Origin of the sequence: Streptomyces sp. Ncost-T10-10d (assembly GCF_900091955.1) — a bacterium.
Lineage (GTDB): Bacteria > Actinomycetota > Actinomycetes > Streptomycetales > Streptomycetaceae > Streptomyces.
In genome coordinates this window covers 18,135-37,864 of record NZ_FMDF01000127.1, presented here as the reverse complement: position 1 = coordinate 37,864, position 19,730 = coordinate 18,135, and the positions used below count along the sequence as shown (strand labels likewise).

Below are 19,730 nucleotides of genomic sequence, written 5' to 3'. Positions count from 1 at the left end.
GGCCGCGCACGCCGACTCCCTGGCAGGCCGGGGAATCCTGGCGCGGTCCGGACGTTGAACAAGGGTGTGAGCTCCGTGATCGCATCCACCCGGTTCTCCGTGCTCGACCGTTCCCGTACCCGTGAGGGGTACGACGGCCCCGACGCGCTGCGCGACACCGTGCGCCTCGCCCAGGAGGCCGAGGCGCTGGGCTATCACCGGTTCTGGGTGTCCGAGCATCACAGCGTGCCGGGCGTCGCCGGTTCGGCGCCGACCGTGCTGGCCGCGGCCGTCGCGGCGGCGACAGCCACCATTCGGGTCGGAACGGGCGGCGTGATGCTCCCCAATCATCAACCGCTCGTGGTGGCCGAACAGTTCGGGGTGCTGGAGTCACTGTTCCCTGGCCGGATCGATATGGGGCTCGGCCGCTCGGTGGGCTTCACCGACGGCATCCGCAGGGCACTCGGCCGGGACAAGTCGCACGCGCAGGACTTCGCAGGGCAGCTCACCGAGCTGCTCGGCTGGCTGGACGGCACGCAGCGAGCCCACCCGCAGGTTCATGCCCGACCCGCCGAGGGCCTGCGCATAGCCCCGTTCGTGCTGGCCACCGGCGAGGGCGCCGGTATCGCTGCGGCGGCAGGGCTGCCGCTGGTCGTCGGAGATCTCCGCGGCCGTGAGAAGCTGCTGCGGGCCGTCGAGCGCTACCGCCAGGAGTTCCGCCCCTCGTCCTGGGCCGCGGAGCCGTACGTCGTCGTGTCGGGCACGATCGCGCTCGCCGGAAGCGCGGACGAGGCCCGACGCCTCCTGATACCGGAAGCGTGGTCCATGGCGTACTCCCGGACCCATGGCGTGTTCCCGCCGCTCGCCCCTGCCGAGCGGGTCGAGGCACTGACCATGACGGAGAGGGAGCGCGGCTTCTACGAGAGCGGACTGCGCGGCCACGTCCAGGGCACGGAGGACCAAGTGGTCACGGCGCTCGAAACGGCCATCAAGGAGACCCGGGCGGACGAGGTGCTGGTCACCACCAGTACCTACGACCGTGCGGCTCTGGTGGACTCCTTGCGCCGACTGGCCCGTATCGCGGAGCTGACCACCTGACGGCCTGACCACCGGCAGGCGTGTGCACGGCACCCTGTCATGAATGGCCGACTGCTGACGGAGTGTTCACCCGTATCGGCGCCTCGAGCGGCAATCCTTCGGCGGTTACCGCCCTCACGCGTGGCACGCTGGGCACTCGTATGTCCCCGACCGTCCGAGGAGACGTGCCACGTGCCGCAGAACGAGCCGACTGAGTCGCTCGCCGCCCCTGCGGTGCTGGTCGAGGAGCGCCGGCTCCGCAAGGATCTCGGATTCTGGGGCCTGACCGCGATCGGGTTCTCCAACATCCTGGGATCCGGATGGCTGTTCGCGGCCATGTACGCCGCCCGGACCGCCGGTCCCGCCGCCCTGCTGTCCTGGATCGCGGCCGGTGCGCTCTGCGGCTTGGTCGCCCTGGTCATGGTGGAACTCGGGGCCACCCGTCCGGAGGGCGGAGGCACCGTGCGCTGGCCGCTGTACGCGAGCGGACGACTGGTCGGTACGGTGATCGGCTGGTCCGTCCTGCTCTCGGTCGGCGGTACGGCGGCGGAGATCAGCGCCATCATGCAGTACGCCGCGCACTATCTGCCCGGCTTGTACGACGGCGGCAGCCTCAGCGCCACGGGCCTCGGTGTGGCCGTCGCGCTGAGCGTCGTGCTGACCGCGCTCAACTGGTTCGCCGTGCGGATGTTCGCCCGGCTGAACAACCTGGTGTCGGTGTTCAAGGTCGTCGTCCCCGTCGTCACGGTCGTTGCGCTGTTCCTCTCGGGCACGCACTCCGGCCGCCTCACCGACCACGGCGGCTTCGCACCGTACGGCTACGCGGCATGCCTCACGGCTCTCGCCGGTGGCGGCATCGTCTACTCCGTCAACGGGTTCCAGGCCCCGCTCGACTTCTCGGGAGAGGCTCACAATCCACGACGCAACGTGCCGGCCGCTGTGCTCACCGGTATCGGCCTTGCCGTGCTGGTCTACCTGGGGCTCCAACTGGCCTACCTGTTCACGGTACCCGAGTCCCTGCTGGGCAACGGCTGGCAGGGAGTCGACTTCGAGTCGCCGTTCGGGCAGCTTGCCCTGGTGCTCAACCTGCACTGGCTGGCCACCCTGCTCTACGCCGACGCGGTGATCTCTCCCGGCGGTTCGGCCTACGTGGGGGTGGCGATCGATGCCCGGCACACGTACGCGCTCGCCAAGAACGGCCTGCTGCCCCGCTTCTTCATGCGGATCGATGCCCGGTCCGGCATGGCGCACCGGGCGCTGGTGCTCAACCTTGCCGTCATCATCGTCTTCATGCTGCCGTTCGGCGGCTGGCAGGACATCGTGAGCGTGATGGGCGACATGTATCTGCTCATCTACGCGGCGTCGGCGGTCGCCGTCGCGGCGTTCCGGGCACACGAGCGGGAGAGCGGAGCGCCACGGACGGAGGGCGAGGTGCCGGGAGTGCGCTGGATCGCGCCGGTCAGTTTCATCGTGGCCAGCGAGTTCGTCTTCTGGTCGGGGTGGCACGATCTGCGGCTCGCACTGCCACTCGTCCTGCTCGGTGTCCCGCTGTTCCTGCTGCAGCGGCGTGGTGGCGAGGGGCCTTCGCCGCGAGTCGAGTTGCTCCACGGAGCTTGGCTGGTCTGTCATCTGGCCGCGCTGACGCTGCTGTCGTGGCTCGGCACCTTCGGCGGTTCCGGCCACCTGCCGGCACCGTACGACTCCGTGGCGGTCGCGGTCGTGTCCCTCGGCGTCTTCGTGTGGGCGGTGCACTCGGGCGCCGACCACCTCAGAACGCCTCCGGGCGCAGCGCTCGCGGCTCCGGCGCTCTGAACCCGCATCCGGCTTTGGGGGCGGCAATCCTGCGCCTATCGGCTCAGCAGGGCAGTGGCGATGGCGACCTGGGCCGGCTCCAGTGCGGTCCTGCCGTCGGCGACGTCCCACAACGCGTTCTGCAGCACGCGACCGAGTGTCCAGCCAGTCGCCCGCCGGCGGTCCAGGCCGAGTACCTCGGTCAGCAGGTCGAAGCGGCGGAGCACCGCGCGGGTCACGTCGCCGGTCGCCATTGCTTGCGCCCACCGGTTGTCCAGCGCGGGCAGCAGCTCGAAACCGGGGTCGCCGACCAGGGGTTCGGGATCGATGGCCAGCCAGGGTTCCCGCTGTCCGGCGAGGATGTTGTCGTAGTGCAGGTCCCAGTGCAGCAGGCGGTCGCCGGGTTCGCCGGTCAGTTCGGCCACCGCTGCCGCGCAGGTGCGTACCAGCTGTTGCTCGGCAGGGTCACGCAGCCTCGGCACGGCGCGTGCCACCTCATCGAGCATGGCCGTGGCGATGTCGGCCAGGTGTCGAAGACCCTGTGGCGCGGGCACCGCGACCAGGCGGGCCAGCAGCTCGGCGAGGATCTGCACGGCCGCGGTGTCGTCGGCCACCGACGACAGCGGCCGGGCCGCGTCCAGTCGTTCCAGCAGCATGGTGCCGGTGTCCGGGTCGTGGTCGAGCAGGTGCACGACTCCGTTGCCGTTCCACGCCCGCAGGCCTGGCGCGGCCCCGATGTTGTCCTCGGTGACCTGCTGGAGTTTCAGCACCGCGGGTGTACCGTCCGCGCGGGTCACGGGCAGTACGAGTGAGGCCATGCCATGTGCTGCGGGGCCGTCCGGCCGCAGTGTCCAACGGTCCAGGAACTCCGCGGCCAGTCCCGGCAGCGCGGTGATCCAGGCACGGCCGGACGCGCCGCCCGTCCGGCCGTACGACGCGGCGAACGCGTCGGGGACGTGGATGGGGTTCGACGTGGTCATGTTGGTTGTTCCCCCTCTTCGGAATCGGGTTCGCCCAGGCACGAAGGAGGCCACGGGGGTGCCCGGATACCGGACATGCGTCACTTCATGTCTCCACCCTACGCGGAATGCTGAATTGCCCCTGTGCGTCAGGGGCGGTGACCGGCGGCCGAGTCGTGCGCGGCGCGTGTCGGTGGCAGGGGAGGAGCGCGAGAGCGGAGATGGTGATGGCATGAACAGTGCTGACCTTTTGACGGACGCGTTCACTCGCGTCCAGGAGACGGTGCACTCGGTGGTCGAGGGCCTTTCGCGCGCCGACCTCCACGCTCGCCTCGACGACGGAGCGAACACGATCGCGTGGCTCGTGTGGCACCTCACCCGGATCCAGGACGACCACATCTCGGATGCGGCAGGTATCGAGCAGGTCTGGTTCACCCGGGACTGGGCCTCCCGCTTCGATCTGCCCTTCGCGAAGGATGCCACCGGGTACGGACACAGCACCGCAGACGTCGCGGCTGTGCAGGTGGGCTCGCCCGAACTGCTGCTCGGCTACTACGACGACGTGCATGAACAGACTCTCGGGTTCATCAGCGGGCTCGACGGCAGGGCTCTGAACCGCATCGTCGACGAGGCATGGTCGCCGCCGGTCACCCTCGGCGTCCGTCTGATCAGTGTCATCTCGGACGACCTGCAGCACGCCGGCCAGGCGGCCTTCGTACGGGGCGCGCTCGAGCGCCGGTAGAACCCGACGCGAGCGGGGGCCTGTTGTGCAGCCGGGCGGCGTCGGCGCACTCCGGTCCCTGTGTCATCCCCTGGTCCTTCGGAGCCGGGGTCGCGGACCGCGCGTCCTCGGCTCCGAAGGACCCCGGTGGTCTCAGACCTTGAGTCCGACGCCGCTCACCGCATGACCCTGCAGGGCGTCCGCCGGGCTCTGGTCGGGGTCGGGGCGCCAGGCCGACGTCCGCACGACGCCCGGCTCCACCAGGTCCAGGCCGTGGAAGAAATCGGCGATCCGTTCAGGGCTGCGCAGATGGTACGAGCTTGCCGAGTTCGCGTTGTAGGAGGCGACGGCCTGGTTCAGCGAGTCACTCGTGTTCGTGCCGTCGCTGAGGGCCAGATAGCTTCCTGAGGGGAGCGCGGCCACCAACCGGTCGACCAGGGCCCACGGGTCGTCCTCATCGGGGAGCTGCCCCATGATCCCCAGCATGGTCAGCCCGACCGGCCGGCTGAAGTCCAGCGTCTTGGCGGCCTCGGCGAGAATCGCGTCGGCGTCCCTGACGTCGGCGTCGATGTATGCGCACGCGCCCTCGGGAGTGCTGGTGAGCAGGGCGCGGGCATGGGTCAGTACGAGCGGATCGTTGTCGACGTACACAATCCGGGAATCCGGGGCCACCCGCTGGGCCACCTCGTGGGTGTTGTCGGCCGTCGGCAGGCCCGTGCCTATGTCGAGGAATTGACGGATGCCCGCCTCTGCGGTCAGGAAGCGCACAGCGCGGGCGAGAAAGGCCCGCTGGAGGCGGGCGATGGCGGCGAAGTCCGGGAACGCTTTGAGGATCATGTCGCCCATCTGGTGGTCGACGGAGTAATTGTCCTTGCCGCCCAGGAGGTAGTTCCACACACGTGCCGAATGCGGCCGGTCCGTCTGAAGTCTGTCGGCCGGCGACTGCGAAGATGTACTCATGGCCAGATCCTCACATATGCCAACCGCGCTTGCCTGACGTAGTGATCACCGGCGACGATCCGGACGGGGATGCATCTCCTGTTGGAGGTGCATCCGGGGAGATCGCAGTCACGGACCGTCGGCCAACAGGAACCCGCTGTGGTGCATTTGGCGGTCCCGGCCCTGTCGTACTGTCCGTGCCCACCGTTTTCGGCGCCGCCACCGGAAGACACCGCGGCGGCCCTTGCGGTCGGGTCGAAGACCTGGCGGTCAGGGGACTCGCGCGTACACGCATGGCCAAGTCGGTGCACGACGCCGGATGGTCCGCCTTCGTCGCGCCCTTCAGGGCGGGAAGCGGAAGCCAAGGGGACTGGCCGCGTGGGCCGTTGACGACCGGGAGCGACAACATCGTCGTCGTCGCACGCGCCGCGAAAACCAGGTGAAGGCCAGGCAGGCACGGTGGTGGGATGGTGCGATGCAACGTGATGCGCCGGAAATCGCCGACCGAGGGCAGTACCCCGATGCGGAGACGCCCTGGGAACACGAGGCGTGGCGGGAGGAAGCCCTTGAATGGGCGGAGCGCGGACTCGCCGCTCACGGACTGCGTGAGACCGGGCAACGAAAGGTGAGGCTCTCCGGTGGCTGCTTGAACTCCTCACCGAGCCACCGCTGTAGAGGCAACCGCGTCGGCCGGGAATGCGTCAGTCGGTGTCCGAACCGTGCGTTTCACTGTGCAGCGTGAAGGAAGAGACGCTGCCGCAACCGCTGCACTCGCCATGGCGAGTGAGTGCATCGGCCGGTGAGTGTGCCGATGCCGGTGCGGAGTCGGCACTCACACCTCGATGAGAAGGTTCCTCGCGACGGCCGGCGGCATCGGGTAGATCCGCTCGGGCGGAAGCAGCCGCTGGGCCTGTGCGGTCCGGCCGCTCTGCTTGAGCGCCGCGATCCTGCGGGCCTGTGGAGTGACGTCGGTCAGGTCGACGACCCAGTCCTCCGCGAAGGTGCGGATCAGTCCGCGTCCGACCCCGACCTGGATGCTGTAGTGATTGAGCGCGGCTCCCCGCAGCGAGCGTTCGGGATCCCACTGGACGTGAACAGGGGCTCGGGCGGCGGCCGTCGGGTCGGCCGTCGTCAGCACGGCCCGGGAGAGGGCCTCCTCCCATCCGGCACGGGTGATCCGTACCGCGAGGATGCGTTCCTGTCCCGACTTCTGCGCCCAGTTACTACGGTGCATGAGCCACAGGAACGACGGTTTGATCCAGGTCATCCGGTTGAACGAGAACGGCGGCACGAACCGTTTCGCCCGTAGGGACGGATCAGCGACTGCCGGTGAGTACGCCTGGTAGACCACGATCGTCCGGGCATCGTAGTGGGCTCGTACCTGGTGCTGGGGGGTCATGCGGCACAGGGTGCCAGGGACCCCATCGCGGCGCGATCGGATTTCTCCCCGCCCGACCGGACTGTTCACGCCCTCGCACTCTCGCGTTCGTCTTCGTCGTGGCGCACCGTCCGCGAGGCAGTTTTTCGTGCTTCGCGACCACTCGGGGCCGCTGTGCGGCTGCCTAATGTTCCCTCACTCGGCGGCGGCGTGCCGCTCCCTCGGAGGTGACCATGGCCAGCACGGCAGGCACGGAGACGAGAAGCAGAACGACGCGCAGTACCCGGTCGGCGGCCGCGGTGGCCACGGTGCTCGGCCTGGTCGCCACCGCGGCCGCCTGCGGCGGCGGCTCGTCCGCCGACGGCGGTGATGGGTCGACTGTGGTGCTCGCCGTCGCCGCCGACCCGGGCACACTCAGCCCCACCAAAGCGCTGGCCGGCACGGCAATTTCGATGAACTCCTTCGCATACGACACGCTCGTGCATATCGCAGCCGACGGTTCGCCGGTTCCAGGGGTGGCCGAGAAATGGTCCGCCACGTCCACCACCGCGCAGTTCACCATCCGCTCCGGGGTGACCTGCGAGGACGGGTCGCCGCTCACCGCGGACGACGTGGCCGCCGAGTACAACTACATCGCCGATCCGAAGAACCAGTCTCCGATGCTCGGGCTGTCCGTCCCCGTCACCGCTGTCGCGAAGGCCGACAGGGCGAGCCGGACCGTCACCGTCACCACGACGAAACCGGCGCCGTTCATCGTGCAGATGGCGCGGCTGCTGCCGCTGCTCTGCAAGAAGAGCCTGGCGGCGCCCAATGCGCTGGCCAAGGCCACCGCCGCGAGCGGACCGTACCGGTTGACCGAAGCGGTTCCGGGCGACCACTACACGTATGTCAAGCGGGACGGATACGCCTGGGGGCCCCGCGGATCCACCGGCGCGGGCCTCCCCGGCAAGCTGGTGTTCAAGGTGGTCGCCAACGAGTCGACCGCGGCCAATCTCCTGATGGCCGGACAGATCAGCGGGGCCTTGATCAGCGGTGCCGACCAGGAACGGCTGGACGCGGCCGGGGTGAAGAACGAGAGCATCGAGGCGCTGTTCGGGCAGTTCCTGTTCAACCAGGCCGTCGGCCGTCCGGGCGCCGACCCGGCGGTGCGCAAGGCCTTGGTCTCCGTACTGGATCTGAAGCAGCTCGGAAACGTGGCCACCGGCGGCAAGGGCAGACCCGCCACCGCAATCGGCGAGACCACCCCCACCCCCTGTACCGGCGACACGGTCACCGGGAACCTCCCCGGCCATGACCCCGCGCAGGCCGCCGTCGCGCTCACCGCCGCCGGCTGGGCGAAGACCGGTGGCACCTGGACCAAGGGCGGCAAGCCCCTCACCGTCGGGCTCAGTTATCCGACCAATCAGGGCGCACAGGTCGCCTCGGCGGTCGAACTGGCCGTCCAGCAGTGGACGTCATTCGGCGTGAAGGCATCGGCGAAGCCCACGGGTTCCTCCAGCCTCCTCAGTACCCTCAGCGGCGGCGACTGGGACGTCGCCTGGGCACCCATCGGAGTCACGCTCCCGGACCAGCTGACCCAGTTCTACGACGGACCGCCGCCGCCCAAGGGCAACAACTTCGGATCCATCACCAACGCCGACTACCACCGCCTCGCCGCGCAGGCCTCGGCCAGGATCGGCGCCTCGGGATGTGCCCTGTGGGAAGCGGCCGATGCCGCCCTGGTCAAGGACGTCGACATCGTGCCCATCGTCAGCAGGCCGCTCCGGTACTACGGAAAGGGCATCACCTTCGAGGTGGACGGCGCCGGCATCATTCCCAGCACTCTGCGGCGGAGCGCCGGCTGATGGCGACGATCACCCTGAACTCCCTGGGTACGACGGCTCGCAGCCCCTGGGTCGGATTCGCCCTGCGCCGCACCCGGCGGCTGATGGTGTCGCTGGCCGCGCTGGTCACGGCGGCCTTCGCGATGATCCATCTGATCCCCGGCGACCCGGTGCGGACGGCCCTCGGCACCACCGCCGACCCGGCGCTGATCGCCGCCCGCAGACACTCGCTCGGCCTGGACCAGCCACTGCTGAAGCAGTACGGCGACTTCGTGGGCCATCTCTTCCAGGGCCGGCTCGGTGACTCGATCGGCGCACAGATGCCCGTCTCCGAGATCATCTCCAGCAGGCTCCCGGCGACCCTGCAGATCGCGGTCCCCGCGTTCGTACTCATTCTGCTGCTCGCCATCCCGGTCGGCATGACCGCCGCCGTACTGACCAAGGACGGCCGCAGACGGCGCGGCGAGCTCGCCTTCACCGGCGTCACCGGCTTCCTGGGCGCGGTGCCCGAATTCCTGCTGGCGGTCGGCCTGATCGCGGCGTTCGCCGTGGCCTGGCCGGTCTTCCCGGTGGCCTCGCGGGGCGGCATGGACTCCTACGTACTGCCGGTGCTGGCACTCACCGTCGTCCCGGCGGCCACGCTGTCGCGCATCGTCAGGGTGGAGACCCTGCGGGTGCTCGGCGAGGACTACATGCTGACGGCGCGGGCGAAGCGGCTTCCGGCCCGGCTGCGCTATCTGCGGCACGCGCTTCCCAATCTGCTGACCTCCTCGCTCACCCTGGGGGGCCTGCTGTTCAGTTCGCTGCTCGCCGGCACCGTACTGGTCGAGAACGTCTTCGCCTGGCCCGGCCTCGGCACCACGATCGTCCAGGCGATCACCGAGAAGGACTATCCACTGGTCCAGGGCGTCGTGCTGGTCTACGGGGCGGCCGCACTGCTGATCACCTTCGCCGTCGACGTGGCCGTGGCCGTCGCCGACCCCCAGTCCACCGTCCGCGGGAGTTGACGATGCCTCATCAGGACCAAGACACCTCGCTACGGCACCGGCTGGGGCGCACGATCAGGACGCCGATCGGTGTCACCGCTCTCACAGCCTGCCTGATGGTGGCGCTGGTCGCCGTGTTCGGGCCCGTCCTGTTCGGCGACCAGGCCGCGCGGATCGACACGGACGCGATCAACCAGGGGAGCAGTGCCGCCCACCTCCTTGGCACCGACCAGCTCGGCCGCGACATCGCCGCCCGCGTGGTGGTGGCGACCCGGCTGACCCTGCGACTCACCCTGCTGGCAGCCGTGATCGGGGTCGGCGGCGGGCTGCTGCTCGGTGTGGCACCGGCGGTCGTGGGCCGACGCCTCGGCCGGCTGATCAGCGCCACCGTGGGCGTACTGGTCGCCTTTCCCGGGCTGCTGTTCCTGCTCTTTCTCGCCACGATCTTCGGGGTGGGCAGCACCGGCGCGGTGTTCGCCGTGGGGCTGGCCATGGTCCCGCCCATGGCACGGCTGGTGCAGAACCTGACGGCGTCGATCGCGGGCTCGGACTATGTCGCTGCGGCACGGATCCTCGGCGTGGGCCGGTTCCAGCTGGTGGTACGTCATCTGCTCCCCAACATCGCCGAGCCGTCGGTGCTGTTCGCCACGCAGGCGGCAGGGAGCATCCTGGTCGCCTTCTCAGGTCTCTCGTTCCTCGGGCTGGGCGTACAGCCGCCGGAGTACGACTGGGGGCGGCTGCTCAACGAGCAGTTGAACCGGATCTATGTGAACCCGGCGGCGGCACTCGCGCCCGGCGCGGCCGTGGTCCTCACGGGGCTGATGTTCGGTCTGGTCGGTGAAGTGCTCGCACAGGCCGGCGGCCGACGTGCTCCGCAGGCCCGGGAGGCGACGCTGCAGCAGCAGGTGAAGCCGCAGGATGCAACAGCCCCTGACGGTGACGACGGGGCATTGGTCCGGGCGCGGGATCTGCGGGTGACGTTCCCGGGCGGGCGCCAGGCCGTACGCGGGATCTCGTTGAGCATCGGCGTGGGAGAGGCCGTCGGCCTGGTCGGCGAATCGGGTTCCGGAAAGAGCCTGACCGCGCTGGCCCTGGCGGACCTCGTGCCGCATCCCGGACGGGTCTTCGCCGACACCCTCCGCTTCGACGGGCAGGATCTGCGGGCGGACCCGCGCCTGGGCACCGAACTGGCCATGGTCTTCCAGGACCCGATGGCCTCGCTCAATCCGGCCCTGCGTGTGGGCCGCCAGCTCGCCGAGGTGGCCGAGGTGCACCTGGGCGCGACCCGCGCACAGGCCACGGCACGCGCCGTGGACCGGCTCGGCGCCGTCCGTATCCCCTCGCCGGAGCGGCGCGCCCGGCAGCGGCCGCACGAGTACTCCGGCGGGATGCGACAGCGGGCCGTCATCGCGATGGGCCTGATGGGGGAGCCGCAACTGATCATCGCCGATGAGCCGACCACGGCGCTCGACGTGGCCGTCCAGCAACAGGTGCTCGACCTGCTCGCCGAGGTACGCGAGGACTCCGGCGCCGCGTTGCTCCTGATCTCGCACGACCTCGCCGTCGTCGCCCAGGTCTGCGAACGGGTCCTGGTGATGTACGGAGGCCTGATCGTCGAGGACCTCCCGGTTGCCCAGCTGACCGGCTGCGCGGCCCACCCGTACACCCGGGCACTGGTGGGGGCGGTCCCGACGATGGCCACGGATCCCGGCATCGAGCTGGCGACCATCCCCGGCCGCCCGCCGGAACCGGGGGAGGCCGGCGCGGGATGCCCCTTCGCACCGCGCTGCGAACGCGCCCGGGAACGCTGCCACGACGACGCCCCCGAGCTGGCCGGCTTCGGGCCGGGCCGACAGGTCGCCTGCTGGTACCCGGTGGACGCGGTAACGGCCGGCGCCCCCGACCGGGCCACCTCACACGGAGCGGAGGCGACGTCATGAGCTCACTCGAACTGCGCGGGGTCACCGTGCGCTACGGCCGCTTCACCGCGGTGGACAACGTCGACCTGCTGGTGCCTGAGGGCACGGTCACCGGACTGGTGGGCGGATCGGGGTCGGGCAAATCGACCCTCGGGAAGGCCGTCGTCGGGCTGGCCCCGATGCAGTCCGGGCGCGTACTGGTCGACGGGGGCGATGCCGGGCGCCGGCGGGGGCGCAGCCCGGTGCAGTTGGTGTTCCAGAATCCGTATGCCTCGCTCGACCCGCGCATGACCATCGGTGCAACGGTTGCCGAAGCGCTGCCCCGCGAAGCACCCGCCCGCAAGGCACCAGCACGCGAACGCCGGGCCGCGTGCGACGCGGAGGTGGCCCGCTGCCTGGAGCTCGTCGGTATCGACCCCGCACGGGCGGTGCTCACCCCGGACGCGCTCTCCGGCGGGCAGCGTCAACGGGTGGCCCTGGCAAGGGCCCTGGCAGCCAGGCCCGCCGTGCTGATCGCGGACGAGATCACCTCGGCCCTGGACGTGTCCGTACAGGGGGCGGTGCTCAATCTGCTCCGCCGGCTCCAGCGCGAACTGGGCTTCGCGATGCTCTTCATCTCCCACAACCTCGCGGTCGTCCGCTACTTGTCCGACCAGGTCGCTGTGATGGACGGCGGGCATCTTGTCGAGTGCGGTCCCACCGAACGGGTGCTGGAGCGACCGGAGCACCCGACGACCCGGAACCTGATCTCCTGCGTACCCACCCTTGCCCTCGCCGAGGAGGCGTCATGATCCGACCGCTGACGATCGACGACTTGTACCGGTTCGAGATCCCCGGTGATCCCGCACTGTCCCCCGACGGCGAACGCGTCGCCTACACACTGACCACCCAGGACGCCGAGAACGACCGCGTGGTGCGTTCCATCTGGGAGGTACGCAGCGCAGGCGGCCCGGCCCGGCGGCTCACCCGCGGTCCCGCGGACACCGCGCCGTGCTGGTCCCCGGACGGGACGCAACTGGCGTTCCTGCGCGAGGGACAGCTCCATCTGCTGCCCGTCGACGGAGGGGAGGCCGTAGCGCTCACCACGCCCGCCCGGTGCCCGGCGGGGGCGGGCACACCGGTCTGGAGCCCGGACGGATCACAGATCGCGTTCTCGGCCCCCGCGACCCGGCGCGACGACAGCGCTCCCGTCGTCATCGACGCCCTCGGCTGGAAGGCGGACGGTGTCGGACTGATCGGGTCGGTCCGGACGCAACTGTTCGTGGTCGGGACGGAATCGGGCGAGGTCAGGCAGCTGACCGAGGCCGACCGGCACGTCGGCTCGCCCACCTGGTCGCCCGACGGCACGCAGCTCGCCTACCCGGCGCAGAGCGGCCCCGACGCGGCTCTCCTCGGGACCTCGGCCGCCCATGTCGTCGGGATCGGGGAAGACGCGCCCGAGCCCCGCCGGGTCGGCCCGGCCGGCGGTCTCGCCGGCCCGGTGAACTGGTTCCCCGACGGGTCCGCGCTGCTCGTCGTCGGCCGGAACACGTTCGGCGTCGGCCACCTGGAGCTGCTGCGCCAGCCCCTGGACGGGTCGGCGCCGGTGTCCCTCAGCGCAGCCCTGGACCGCAACGTCATGGGCGGCGGCCCGGGCTACCCGGGCGCGCTGCCTCAGTTCCACGGCGACGACATCGTGTTCTGCGCCCGCGACCGGGGCGCCACTCGCCTGTACCGGGTGCACGCGGCCGGGATCAGCGCGTCCCCGCTGCCCGCCGGCACCGGGGTCAGCGGCTGCTCGGTCGCGACGAAGGCCGGGCGAGCGGCGGTGGTGGTCTCCGACGCGTCGAGCTTCGCCGAGATCGCTCTGCTCGACCTGGACGCCTGGACGTCCGGGGAACCGGGCGAGCCCTCGGCCGGGCGACAGCCCGCGCGACTCACCGACCACATGGCCCGGTCACTGCCCGAGATCGCCCTCCACCCGGTCACCGAACGCGAGTTCACCATCTCGGACGGGACAGTGGTGCACGGCATGATCACCCGTGCCGCGCAGACACCCGCGGGCGGGCCGCTGCTGGTCGACGTGCACGGCGGCCCGCACAACGCGTGGGCGCCGCACTCCGACCCGGTCCACCTCTACCACCAGGAGCTGGCCTCGCAGGGCTGGACGATCCTGACGCTGAACGTCCGCGGCAGCGACGGCTACGGCGAGGCGTTCTACACGGCCGCCGTGGGCGCCTGGGGCGAGACCGACGAACAGGACGTCCTGCAACCGGTCGCCACCCTCGTCGCCGAGGGACTCGTCGATCCGGAACGGATCGCGCTCACCGGCTACAGCTACGGCGGCTATCTGACCTGCTGGCTCTCCGCCCGCAGCGACCTCTTCGCCGCCGTCGTACCGGGCGGCATCCTGGTCGATCTGAAGAGCATGGCCGGCACCTCGGAAGAAGGACATCTGATCGCCGCCCACGAGATCGGCGACCCGGAACGGCTGACGGCGCTCTCGCCGATCAGCCATGCCGACGCGGTGCGCGCGCCCACCCTGATCCTGCACGGCGGTACGGACTACACCTGCCCGGTCGGCCAGGCCGAGCAGTGGTTCCACGCCCTGCGCAGCCGGGACGTGCCGGTCCGGCTGGTCGTGTACCCCGGCGGCTCGCACCTGTTCCTCCTGGACGGCCGGCCCTCGCACCGGGAGGACTACTCCCGCCGACTGACCGAATGGGTCACGACGCACACCGACCGCTGAACCCGCTGAACACCCTGGAATCCCTGAACGAAACGGAATTGGAGCCGAAAATGATCGACACCACCGACCTGTCCGCCCGCTGGACCGCCCGCCTCACCGAACTGACGGCCCGTCACTCCGTCCCCGGCGCCGGTCTCGGCATCCTGCACCGCGGCGAACTGATCGCCGAGGCGGCCGTAGGCCTGGCCAACACCGACGCCGGGATCGAGACGACCACCGACACCCTGTTCCAGATCGGCTCGATCTCCAAGGTGTGGACCGCCACGGTGGCCATGGCCCTGGTCGACGAGGGCCTGCTCGAACTGGACGCGCCCATCGTCTCCGTACTCCCCGAACTGCGGCTCGCGAACGAGGAGCTGACCCGTGGCGTCACGCTCCGGCATCTCCTGGACCACACCAGCGGCATCGACGGCGACCTCTTCACCGACACCGGCCGGGGCGACGACTGCCTGGAGAAGTACGCCGCGCTGCTGGGCGAGGGCACTCCCAACCACCCGCTCGGTGCCACCATGTCGTACTGCAACGCGGGCTTCACACTGCTCGGCAGGGTGCTGGAAGTCGTCACCGGCGTCCAGTGGGACGAGCTGATGCGGGAGCGCCTGTTCCGTCCGCTCGGCCTGACGCACACCGTGACCCTGCCCGAGGAGGCGCTGCGCTTCCGTGCCGCCATCGGACATCTGGGGGATCCGCCGGTTCAGGCCCCGCTGTGGGGGCTGATGCGTTCGGCCGGACCGGCCGGACTGATCTGCTCGACGCCGCGCGAGGTACTGCAGTTCGCCCGGCTGCACCTCGACAACGGCGTCACCGAGGAAGGTACCAAGATCCTCTCGGCCGAGGGCGTCACCGCCATGCAGACCCCGCAGGTCGAGCTCCCCGACCCGCACATCCTGGGACACGCCTGGGGGCTGGGCTGGTTCCTCGACACCTGGGGGGGACAGCGGGTGTACGGACACGACGGCGGCACGATCGGGCAGAGCGCGTTTCTGCGGGTGCTGCCCGAGTCCGACCTGGCGATCTGCCTGCTCACCAATGGCGGTGACACCATGAGCCTCCACCGGGACGTGTTCGCGGAGATCGTCCAGGAGCTGGCCGGTGTGACGATGCGCACCGGCATCCAGCCGGCCACGGAGCCGGTGGCGGTGGACCCCGCCGACTACGTCGGTGTGTACGAGCGGCTCTCCAGCCGGGTCGAGATCGTGGAGCGGGACGGCGGCCTGGTGATGCTCAACCGGATCACCGGACCGCTGGCCGAACTGACCCCCGACACGGAGCAGGAGTACGAGCTGCACCCGGTCGAGCCGGGGCTGTTCGTGGTGCAGCGGCCGGAGATGAAGCCCTGGCTCCCGGTCGTGTTCTACACACTCGCCGACGGTACGCCCTACATTCACCACGGTGGCCGAGCCACCCCCAAGGCGGGCTGACGTGACCGCAATCGCCACTGCCCTGGAGACGGGGCTGCCGGACCTGCTGACTGACATCGAGGAGCTGGTCCGCACCGAGTCCCCCACCGAGGACCTGGCAGCCGTCGCCGACTGCGCCCGGGTCGTCGCCGGGCTCGGCACCCGGCTGACCGGCGCCCCGCCCGAGTGGCTCGACGGCTCGGGGACGCCCGCTCTGCGCTGGCGCTTCGGCTCCGGCGACCGGGTGCTGCTGCTCGGCCACTTCGACACGGTGTGGCCGGTGGGCTCGTTGGCCGGGCATCCCTTCGAGGTGGCCGGGGGACGGGCTGACAGGGCCCGGCTGCTTCGACATGAAGGCCGGCGTGGTACAGCTGTTCCACGCGCTGTCGGTGCTCGACGACCTGGACGGGGTGTCGGTCCTGCTCACGGGCGACGAGGAGATCGGCTCCCCGACCTCGCGCACCCTGATCGAGGCCGAGGCCCGCCGAACCGGGGCCGTACTCGTCCTGGAGGCGAGCGAGGGCGGCGCGCTGAAAACCGCGCGCAAGGGTGTGTCCGGCTATGAGCTGAACATCACCGGACGCGCGGCGCACGCCGGACTCGAACCCCATCGCGGGGTCAACACGACCACCGAACTGGCCCACCAGGTACTCGCGTTGACCGCACTCGCCGATCCGGCGACCGGCACCACGGTGACGCCGACCGTGGCTTCCTCCGGCACCACCCGCAACACGGTGCCCGATGCGGCCAGGCTGCTGGTCGACGTACGGGTGGAGACGGTCGCCGAACAGGACCGGGTGGACCGTGCCATGCAGGGTCTCGCGCCGGTGCTCGCGGGCGCCTCGCTGGGGCTCGCCGGAGGACCGGACCGGCCGCCGCTGCAGACGAGCGCGTCGGCGGAGCTGTTCGAACTCGCCCGAACCTGCTACGCGGAGCTGGGCTTCGGCCCACTGCGCGGTGTCGCGGTCGGCGGCGGATCCGACGGCAACCTCACCGCCGGAGCGGGCACACCCACGCTGGACGGGCTCGGGGCCGTGGGCGGCGGGGCGCACGCCGACGACGAGCATGTGGTCGTCGCCGAACTGCCCCGCCGCGCGGCACTGGTGGCCTCTCTGGTGGCCTCGCTCGTACGCGAGCCGCTGTCCGTGCCCGGCCGGGTGACCACATGAACGGTACGGAGGCGGCTGCCGCGGCGGATCTGGCCGCGCACCGTGCCGGCGTGACCGTCACGGAGCTGCACGGGCTGGACGAGATGCTGGCGGCCTGCCAGGTGCTGGACCGGGTCTGGCGGCCCGATCCCGGCAACCCGATCATCACCCCGGAGCTGTTGCGGGTCTTCGCCCACTCCGGCAGCTATGTCGTCGGTGTCCACCAGGGTGGCCGGATGGTCGGATTCTGCCTGGGCTTCCTGGCCACCGCCGGACTGCACTCGCACATCGCCGGGGTGGACGACAGCGTCCGGGGCCGCAATGTCGGCTTCGCCGTCAAACTCCATCAGCGGGCGTGGGCCCTGGCCCGTGGCATCACCGCGGTCACCTGGACCTTCGACCCGCTGATCAGCCGCAACGCCTACTTCAACCTGGCCAAACTGGGGGCGGCGCCGAGCGAGTACCTGGCCGACTTCTACGGCGCGATGCAGGACGAGGTCAATGCCGGGACCGAGACGGACCGGCTGATGGTCCGCTGGGAGCTGATCGGCCGTCATGCCGTCGCCTCCGCCGCGGGCACTCCTCACATCGTCACGGTCGACGACGCGGGTGCACACGCCGTGGTCGGTCTGGACGCCAAGCCCGACGGCGGCCCCGCCGTCGGGCGCCGGGACGGTGACACCGTCCTCGTCCGGATCCCCACGGAGATCGAGACCCTGCGCCGCACCGACCCGCCCCTGGCCCGCGAATGGCGGTACGCGCTGCGCGAGGTACTCGGCGGCCTGATGGCCGAGGGACACACCGTCACCGGATTCACCCGGGACGGCTGGTACGTGATCGACAAACGTCAGGAGAGGCAGGCATGAAGCTCGTCGGTGTGGAACTGCGCCGGATCGCGATGCCGCTGGTCGCACCCTTCCGAACCTCGTTCGCCACCATGACCACCCGGGAGATCCTGCTGGTCAGGGTCGAGACCGAACACCATGAGGGCTATGGCGAATGCGTCACCATGGCCGATCCGCTGTACTCCTCGGAGTACACCGCGGCCGCGGCGGACGTGCTGCGCAGCCATCTCGTGCCCGCGCTCGCCGCCCTGCCGGCGCTCGACCCCTGGGCGGTGGCTCCGGCACTGGCCGCGTTCAAGGGGCACAGGATGGCCAAGGCCGCACTGGAGACCGCCGTACTGGACGCCTGGCTGCGCGCCCATGAACTGTCGATGGGGCAGTGGCTGGGAGCGACGGCCGAGCGGGTACCGGCCGGGGTGTCGGTCGGCATCATGGACTCGATCCCCGCACTGCTCGACGCCGTCGACGGCTATCTCGCCGAGGGCTATCTGCGGATCAAGCTGAAGATCGAACCCGGCTGGGACGTGGAACCGGTACGCGCGGTCCGGGAGCGCTTCGGCGACGGCGTACTGCTCCAGGTGGACGCCAACACCGCCTACACCCTTGCCGACGCCGCACAGCTGGCCCGGCTCGACCCGTACGGGCTGCTGCTGATCGAACAGCCTCTGGACGAGGAGGACATCCGGGGCCACGCAGCACTGGCCGAGCGGGTGAGCACCCCCATCTGCCTGGACGAATCCGTCGTCTCCGCCCGCTCGGCGGCCGACGCGATCGCCATGGGCGCCTGCTCGGTCGTCAACATCAAGCCGGGGCGGGTCGGCGGCTATCTGGAGGCACGGCGGATCCACGACGTGTGCGCCGCGAACAGTGTCCCGGTCTGGTGCGGCGGAATGCTGGAGACCGGCCTCGGCCGGGCCGCCAATGTCGCCCTCGCCGCCCTGCCGGGCTTCACCCTGCCCGGCGACACCTCCGCATCCGACCGGTACTACCGGACCGACATCACCGAACCGTTCGTGCTGAAGGACGGCCATCTCGACGTGCCCCGCGCACCGGGGCTCGGACTCTCCCCGATCCCCGAGCAGCTGGCCGAAGTGACCGAATCGACCGAATGGATCAGCCGATGACCGCAACTGTGTCAGTCACCGTCGAGAGCAGGATCCGGACGGCGTTCGACGACGCCGAGGTCCAGGGGTACTTCTTCGCCCGAGAGATCGACGGCGACCGCACGATCGGCGTCGCGGCGGACGAACCGGTCTGCCTCGCCTCCGTGTTCAAGATCCCGATCGCACTCGCCTACGCACGCGAGGCCGCCGCAGGACGGCTGGACAGGACCGAGCGCCACTCGGTGGACCCGCACTACCGCGACGGCGGCATCGGCACCTCCGGCTGCGCCGACCCGATCGAGATGAGCCTGCGCGACCTGGTCCACATGATGCTGACGATGAGCGACAACGCAGCCACCGATGTGGTGCTGGCCCGGGTCGGTCTCGACACCGTCAATGGACTGCTCGCCGAACTGGGCCTGCGACGGACCCACTTGGTCGGCGGCTGTCTGGAGCTGACCGGCTCGCTCTTCGCCGACCTCGGCGCGACCACCGAGGTCGAGGCGCACGCGAGGATGGCGGCACTTGCCGCGCAGGGGCCCAAGAAGCTTCTGGAGCTGTCGGTGTGCGTGCCCGAACGCACCACCCGGGGAACGGCCCGCGACATCGCGGAACTGCTGGTCCAGATCTGGCGCGACGAGGCCGGCCCCGCCGAAGCCTGCGCCGAGGTACGGGCCGTGATGTCCCAGCAGATCTGGCCGCACCGACTGTGGTCCGGCTTCGACGACAGCTACCGGGTCGCAGGCAAGACCGGGACGCTGCCGGGCTGGCGCAACGAGGCCGGGGTGATCGAGGACCGCGACGGCGGGCGCTGGGCGGTGGCAGTCTTCACCCGGTCCGACCGGCCGGACCTGCACAACTCCCGGGCGGACCGGGTGATCGGGCAGGTGGCAGCGCTCGCCGTCGACGAACTCCGATCAACTACCTTGTGAAG

Annotated in this window: 16 protein-coding genes; 13 read left to right on the top strand and 3 right to left on the bottom strand. The window is 70.4% G+C overall.

Annotation, left to right across the window (positions count from 1 at the left end; translation table 11 throughout):
- Positions 1 to 66: 66 nt before the first annotated feature.
- Together GA0115254_RS20290 and GA0115254_RS20285 are read left to right on the top strand one after the other, a co-directional pair.
- Complete coding sequence (locus GA0115254_RS20290) at positions 67 to 1,077, top strand: MsnO8 family LLM class oxidoreductase (RefSeq protein WP_093896700.1); 1,011 nt, start codon at positions 67 to 69, stop codon at positions 1,075 to 1,077.
- A gap of 171 nt (positions 1,078 to 1,248) precedes the next feature.
- Positions 1,249 to 2,868: an APC family permease gene (locus GA0115254_RS20285; RefSeq protein ID WP_093896696.1), complete on the top strand. Its 1,620-nt coding sequence runs from the start codon at positions 1,249 to 1,251 to the stop codon at positions 2,866 to 2,868.
- Positions 2,869 to 2,903: 35 nt separating this feature from the next.
- On the opposite strand, the gene GA0115254_RS20280 is transcribed toward GA0115254_RS20285, so the two are convergent.
- Positions 2,904 to 3,827, bottom strand: coding sequence for an aminoglycoside phosphotransferase family protein (locus GA0115254_RS20280; protein WP_093896695.1), 924 nt, complete (start codon positions 3,825 to 3,827; stop codon positions 2,904 to 2,906).
- A 211-nt stretch (positions 3,828 to 4,038) separates the two neighbouring features.
- On the opposite strand from GA0115254_RS20280, the gene GA0115254_RS20275 reads away from it, so the two are divergent.
- The gene (locus GA0115254_RS20275) at positions 4,039 to 4,548 is read left to right on the top strand and encodes a mycothiol transferase (protein WP_093896694.1); all 510 of its coding nucleotides are present in this window, start codon (positions 4,039 to 4,041) and stop codon (positions 4,546 to 4,548) included.
- Between the two features lie 132 nt (positions 4,549 to 4,680).
- On the opposite strand, the gene GA0115254_RS20270 is transcribed toward GA0115254_RS20275, so the two are convergent.
- Positions 4,681 to 5,487, bottom strand: coding sequence for an SAM-dependent methyltransferase (locus GA0115254_RS20270; RefSeq protein ID WP_093896693.1), 807 nt, complete (start codon positions 5,485 to 5,487; stop codon positions 4,681 to 4,683).
- An 811-nt stretch (positions 5,488 to 6,298) separates the two neighbouring features.
- The gene (locus tag GA0115254_RS20260) at positions 6,299 to 6,865 is read right to left on the bottom strand and encodes a DUF4291 domain-containing protein (protein WP_093896691.1); all 567 of its coding nucleotides are present in this window, start codon (positions 6,863 to 6,865) and stop codon (positions 6,299 to 6,301) included.
- Between the two features lie 212 nt (positions 6,866 to 7,077).
- Here GA0115254_RS20260 and GA0115254_RS20255 point away from each other — a divergent pair, with 212 nt between their 5' ends.
- The 10 genes from GA0115254_RS20255 to GA0115254_RS20215 all read left to right on the top strand — a co-directional run bounded on the left by GA0115254_RS20255 (position 7,078) and on the right by GA0115254_RS20215 (position 19,728).
- Positions 7,078 to 8,688, top strand: coding sequence for an ABC transporter substrate-binding protein (locus GA0115254_RS20255; RefSeq protein WP_093896690.1), 1,611 nt, complete (start codon positions 7,078 to 7,080; stop codon positions 8,686 to 8,688).
- Positions 8,688 to 9,674, top strand: a complete 987-nt coding sequence (locus tag GA0115254_RS20250; RefSeq protein WP_093896689.1) for an ABC transporter permease — start codon at positions 8,688 to 8,690, stop codon at positions 9,672 to 9,674. The genes GA0115254_RS20255 and GA0115254_RS20250 overlap by 1 nt, the downstream gene beginning before the upstream one ends.
- A 2-nt stretch (positions 9,675 to 9,676) precedes the next feature.
- Positions 9,677 to 11,593: a dipeptide/oligopeptide/nickel ABC transporter permease/ATP-binding protein gene (locus tag GA0115254_RS20245; protein WP_093896688.1), complete on the top strand. Its 1,917-nt coding sequence runs from the start codon at positions 9,677 to 9,679 to the stop codon at positions 11,591 to 11,593.
- Positions 11,590 to 12,363 carry an ABC transporter ATP-binding protein gene (locus GA0115254_RS20240; RefSeq protein ID WP_093896687.1) on the top strand — a complete coding sequence of 258 codons (774 nt, stop codon included), beginning with the start codon at positions 11,590 to 11,592 and terminating at the stop codon, positions 12,361 to 12,363. Before GA0115254_RS20245 ends, GA0115254_RS20240 begins: the two co-directional genes overlap by 4 nt.
- A complete protein-coding gene (locus GA0115254_RS45280; RefSeq protein ID WP_218105567.1) occupies positions 12,360 to 14,300 on the top strand; it encodes a S9 family peptidase in 1,941 nt (646 codons plus the stop codon). The genes GA0115254_RS20240 and GA0115254_RS45280 overlap by 4 nt, the downstream gene beginning before the upstream one ends.
- Positions 14,301 to 14,350: 50 nt before the next feature.
- A complete protein-coding gene (locus GA0115254_RS45275; RefSeq protein ID WP_256102697.1) occupies positions 14,351 to 15,721 on the top strand; it encodes a serine hydrolase domain-containing protein in 1,371 nt (456 codons plus the stop codon).
- Positions 15,722 to 16,050: 329 nt separating this feature from the next.
- Positions 16,051 to 16,869 carry a M20/M25/M40 family metallo-hydrolase gene (locus GA0115254_RS20230; protein WP_370740907.1) on the top strand — a complete coding sequence of 273 codons (819 nt, stop codon included), beginning with the start codon at positions 16,051 to 16,053 and terminating at the stop codon, positions 16,867 to 16,869.
- The gene (locus tag GA0115254_RS20225; protein ID WP_093896686.1) at positions 16,866 to 17,714 is read left to right on the top strand and encodes a GNAT family N-acetyltransferase; all 849 of its coding nucleotides are present in this window, start codon (positions 16,866 to 16,868) and stop codon (positions 17,712 to 17,714) included. Before GA0115254_RS20230 ends, GA0115254_RS20225 begins: the two co-directional genes overlap by 4 nt.
- Entirely contained in the window at positions 17,711 to 18,817 is a 1,107-nt protein-coding gene (gene menC, locus GA0115254_RS20220; RefSeq protein WP_093896685.1) for an o-succinylbenzoate synthase, read from the top strand. Before GA0115254_RS20225 ends, menC begins: the two co-directional genes overlap by 4 nt.
- The gene (locus tag GA0115254_RS20215) at positions 18,814 to 19,728 is read left to right on the top strand and encodes a serine hydrolase (protein WP_093896684.1); all 915 of its coding nucleotides are present in this window, start codon (positions 18,814 to 18,816) and stop codon (positions 19,726 to 19,728) included. The genes menC and GA0115254_RS20215 overlap by 4 nt, the downstream gene beginning before the upstream one ends.
- The last annotated feature ends 2 nt before the right edge of the window (positions 19,729 to 19,730 follow it).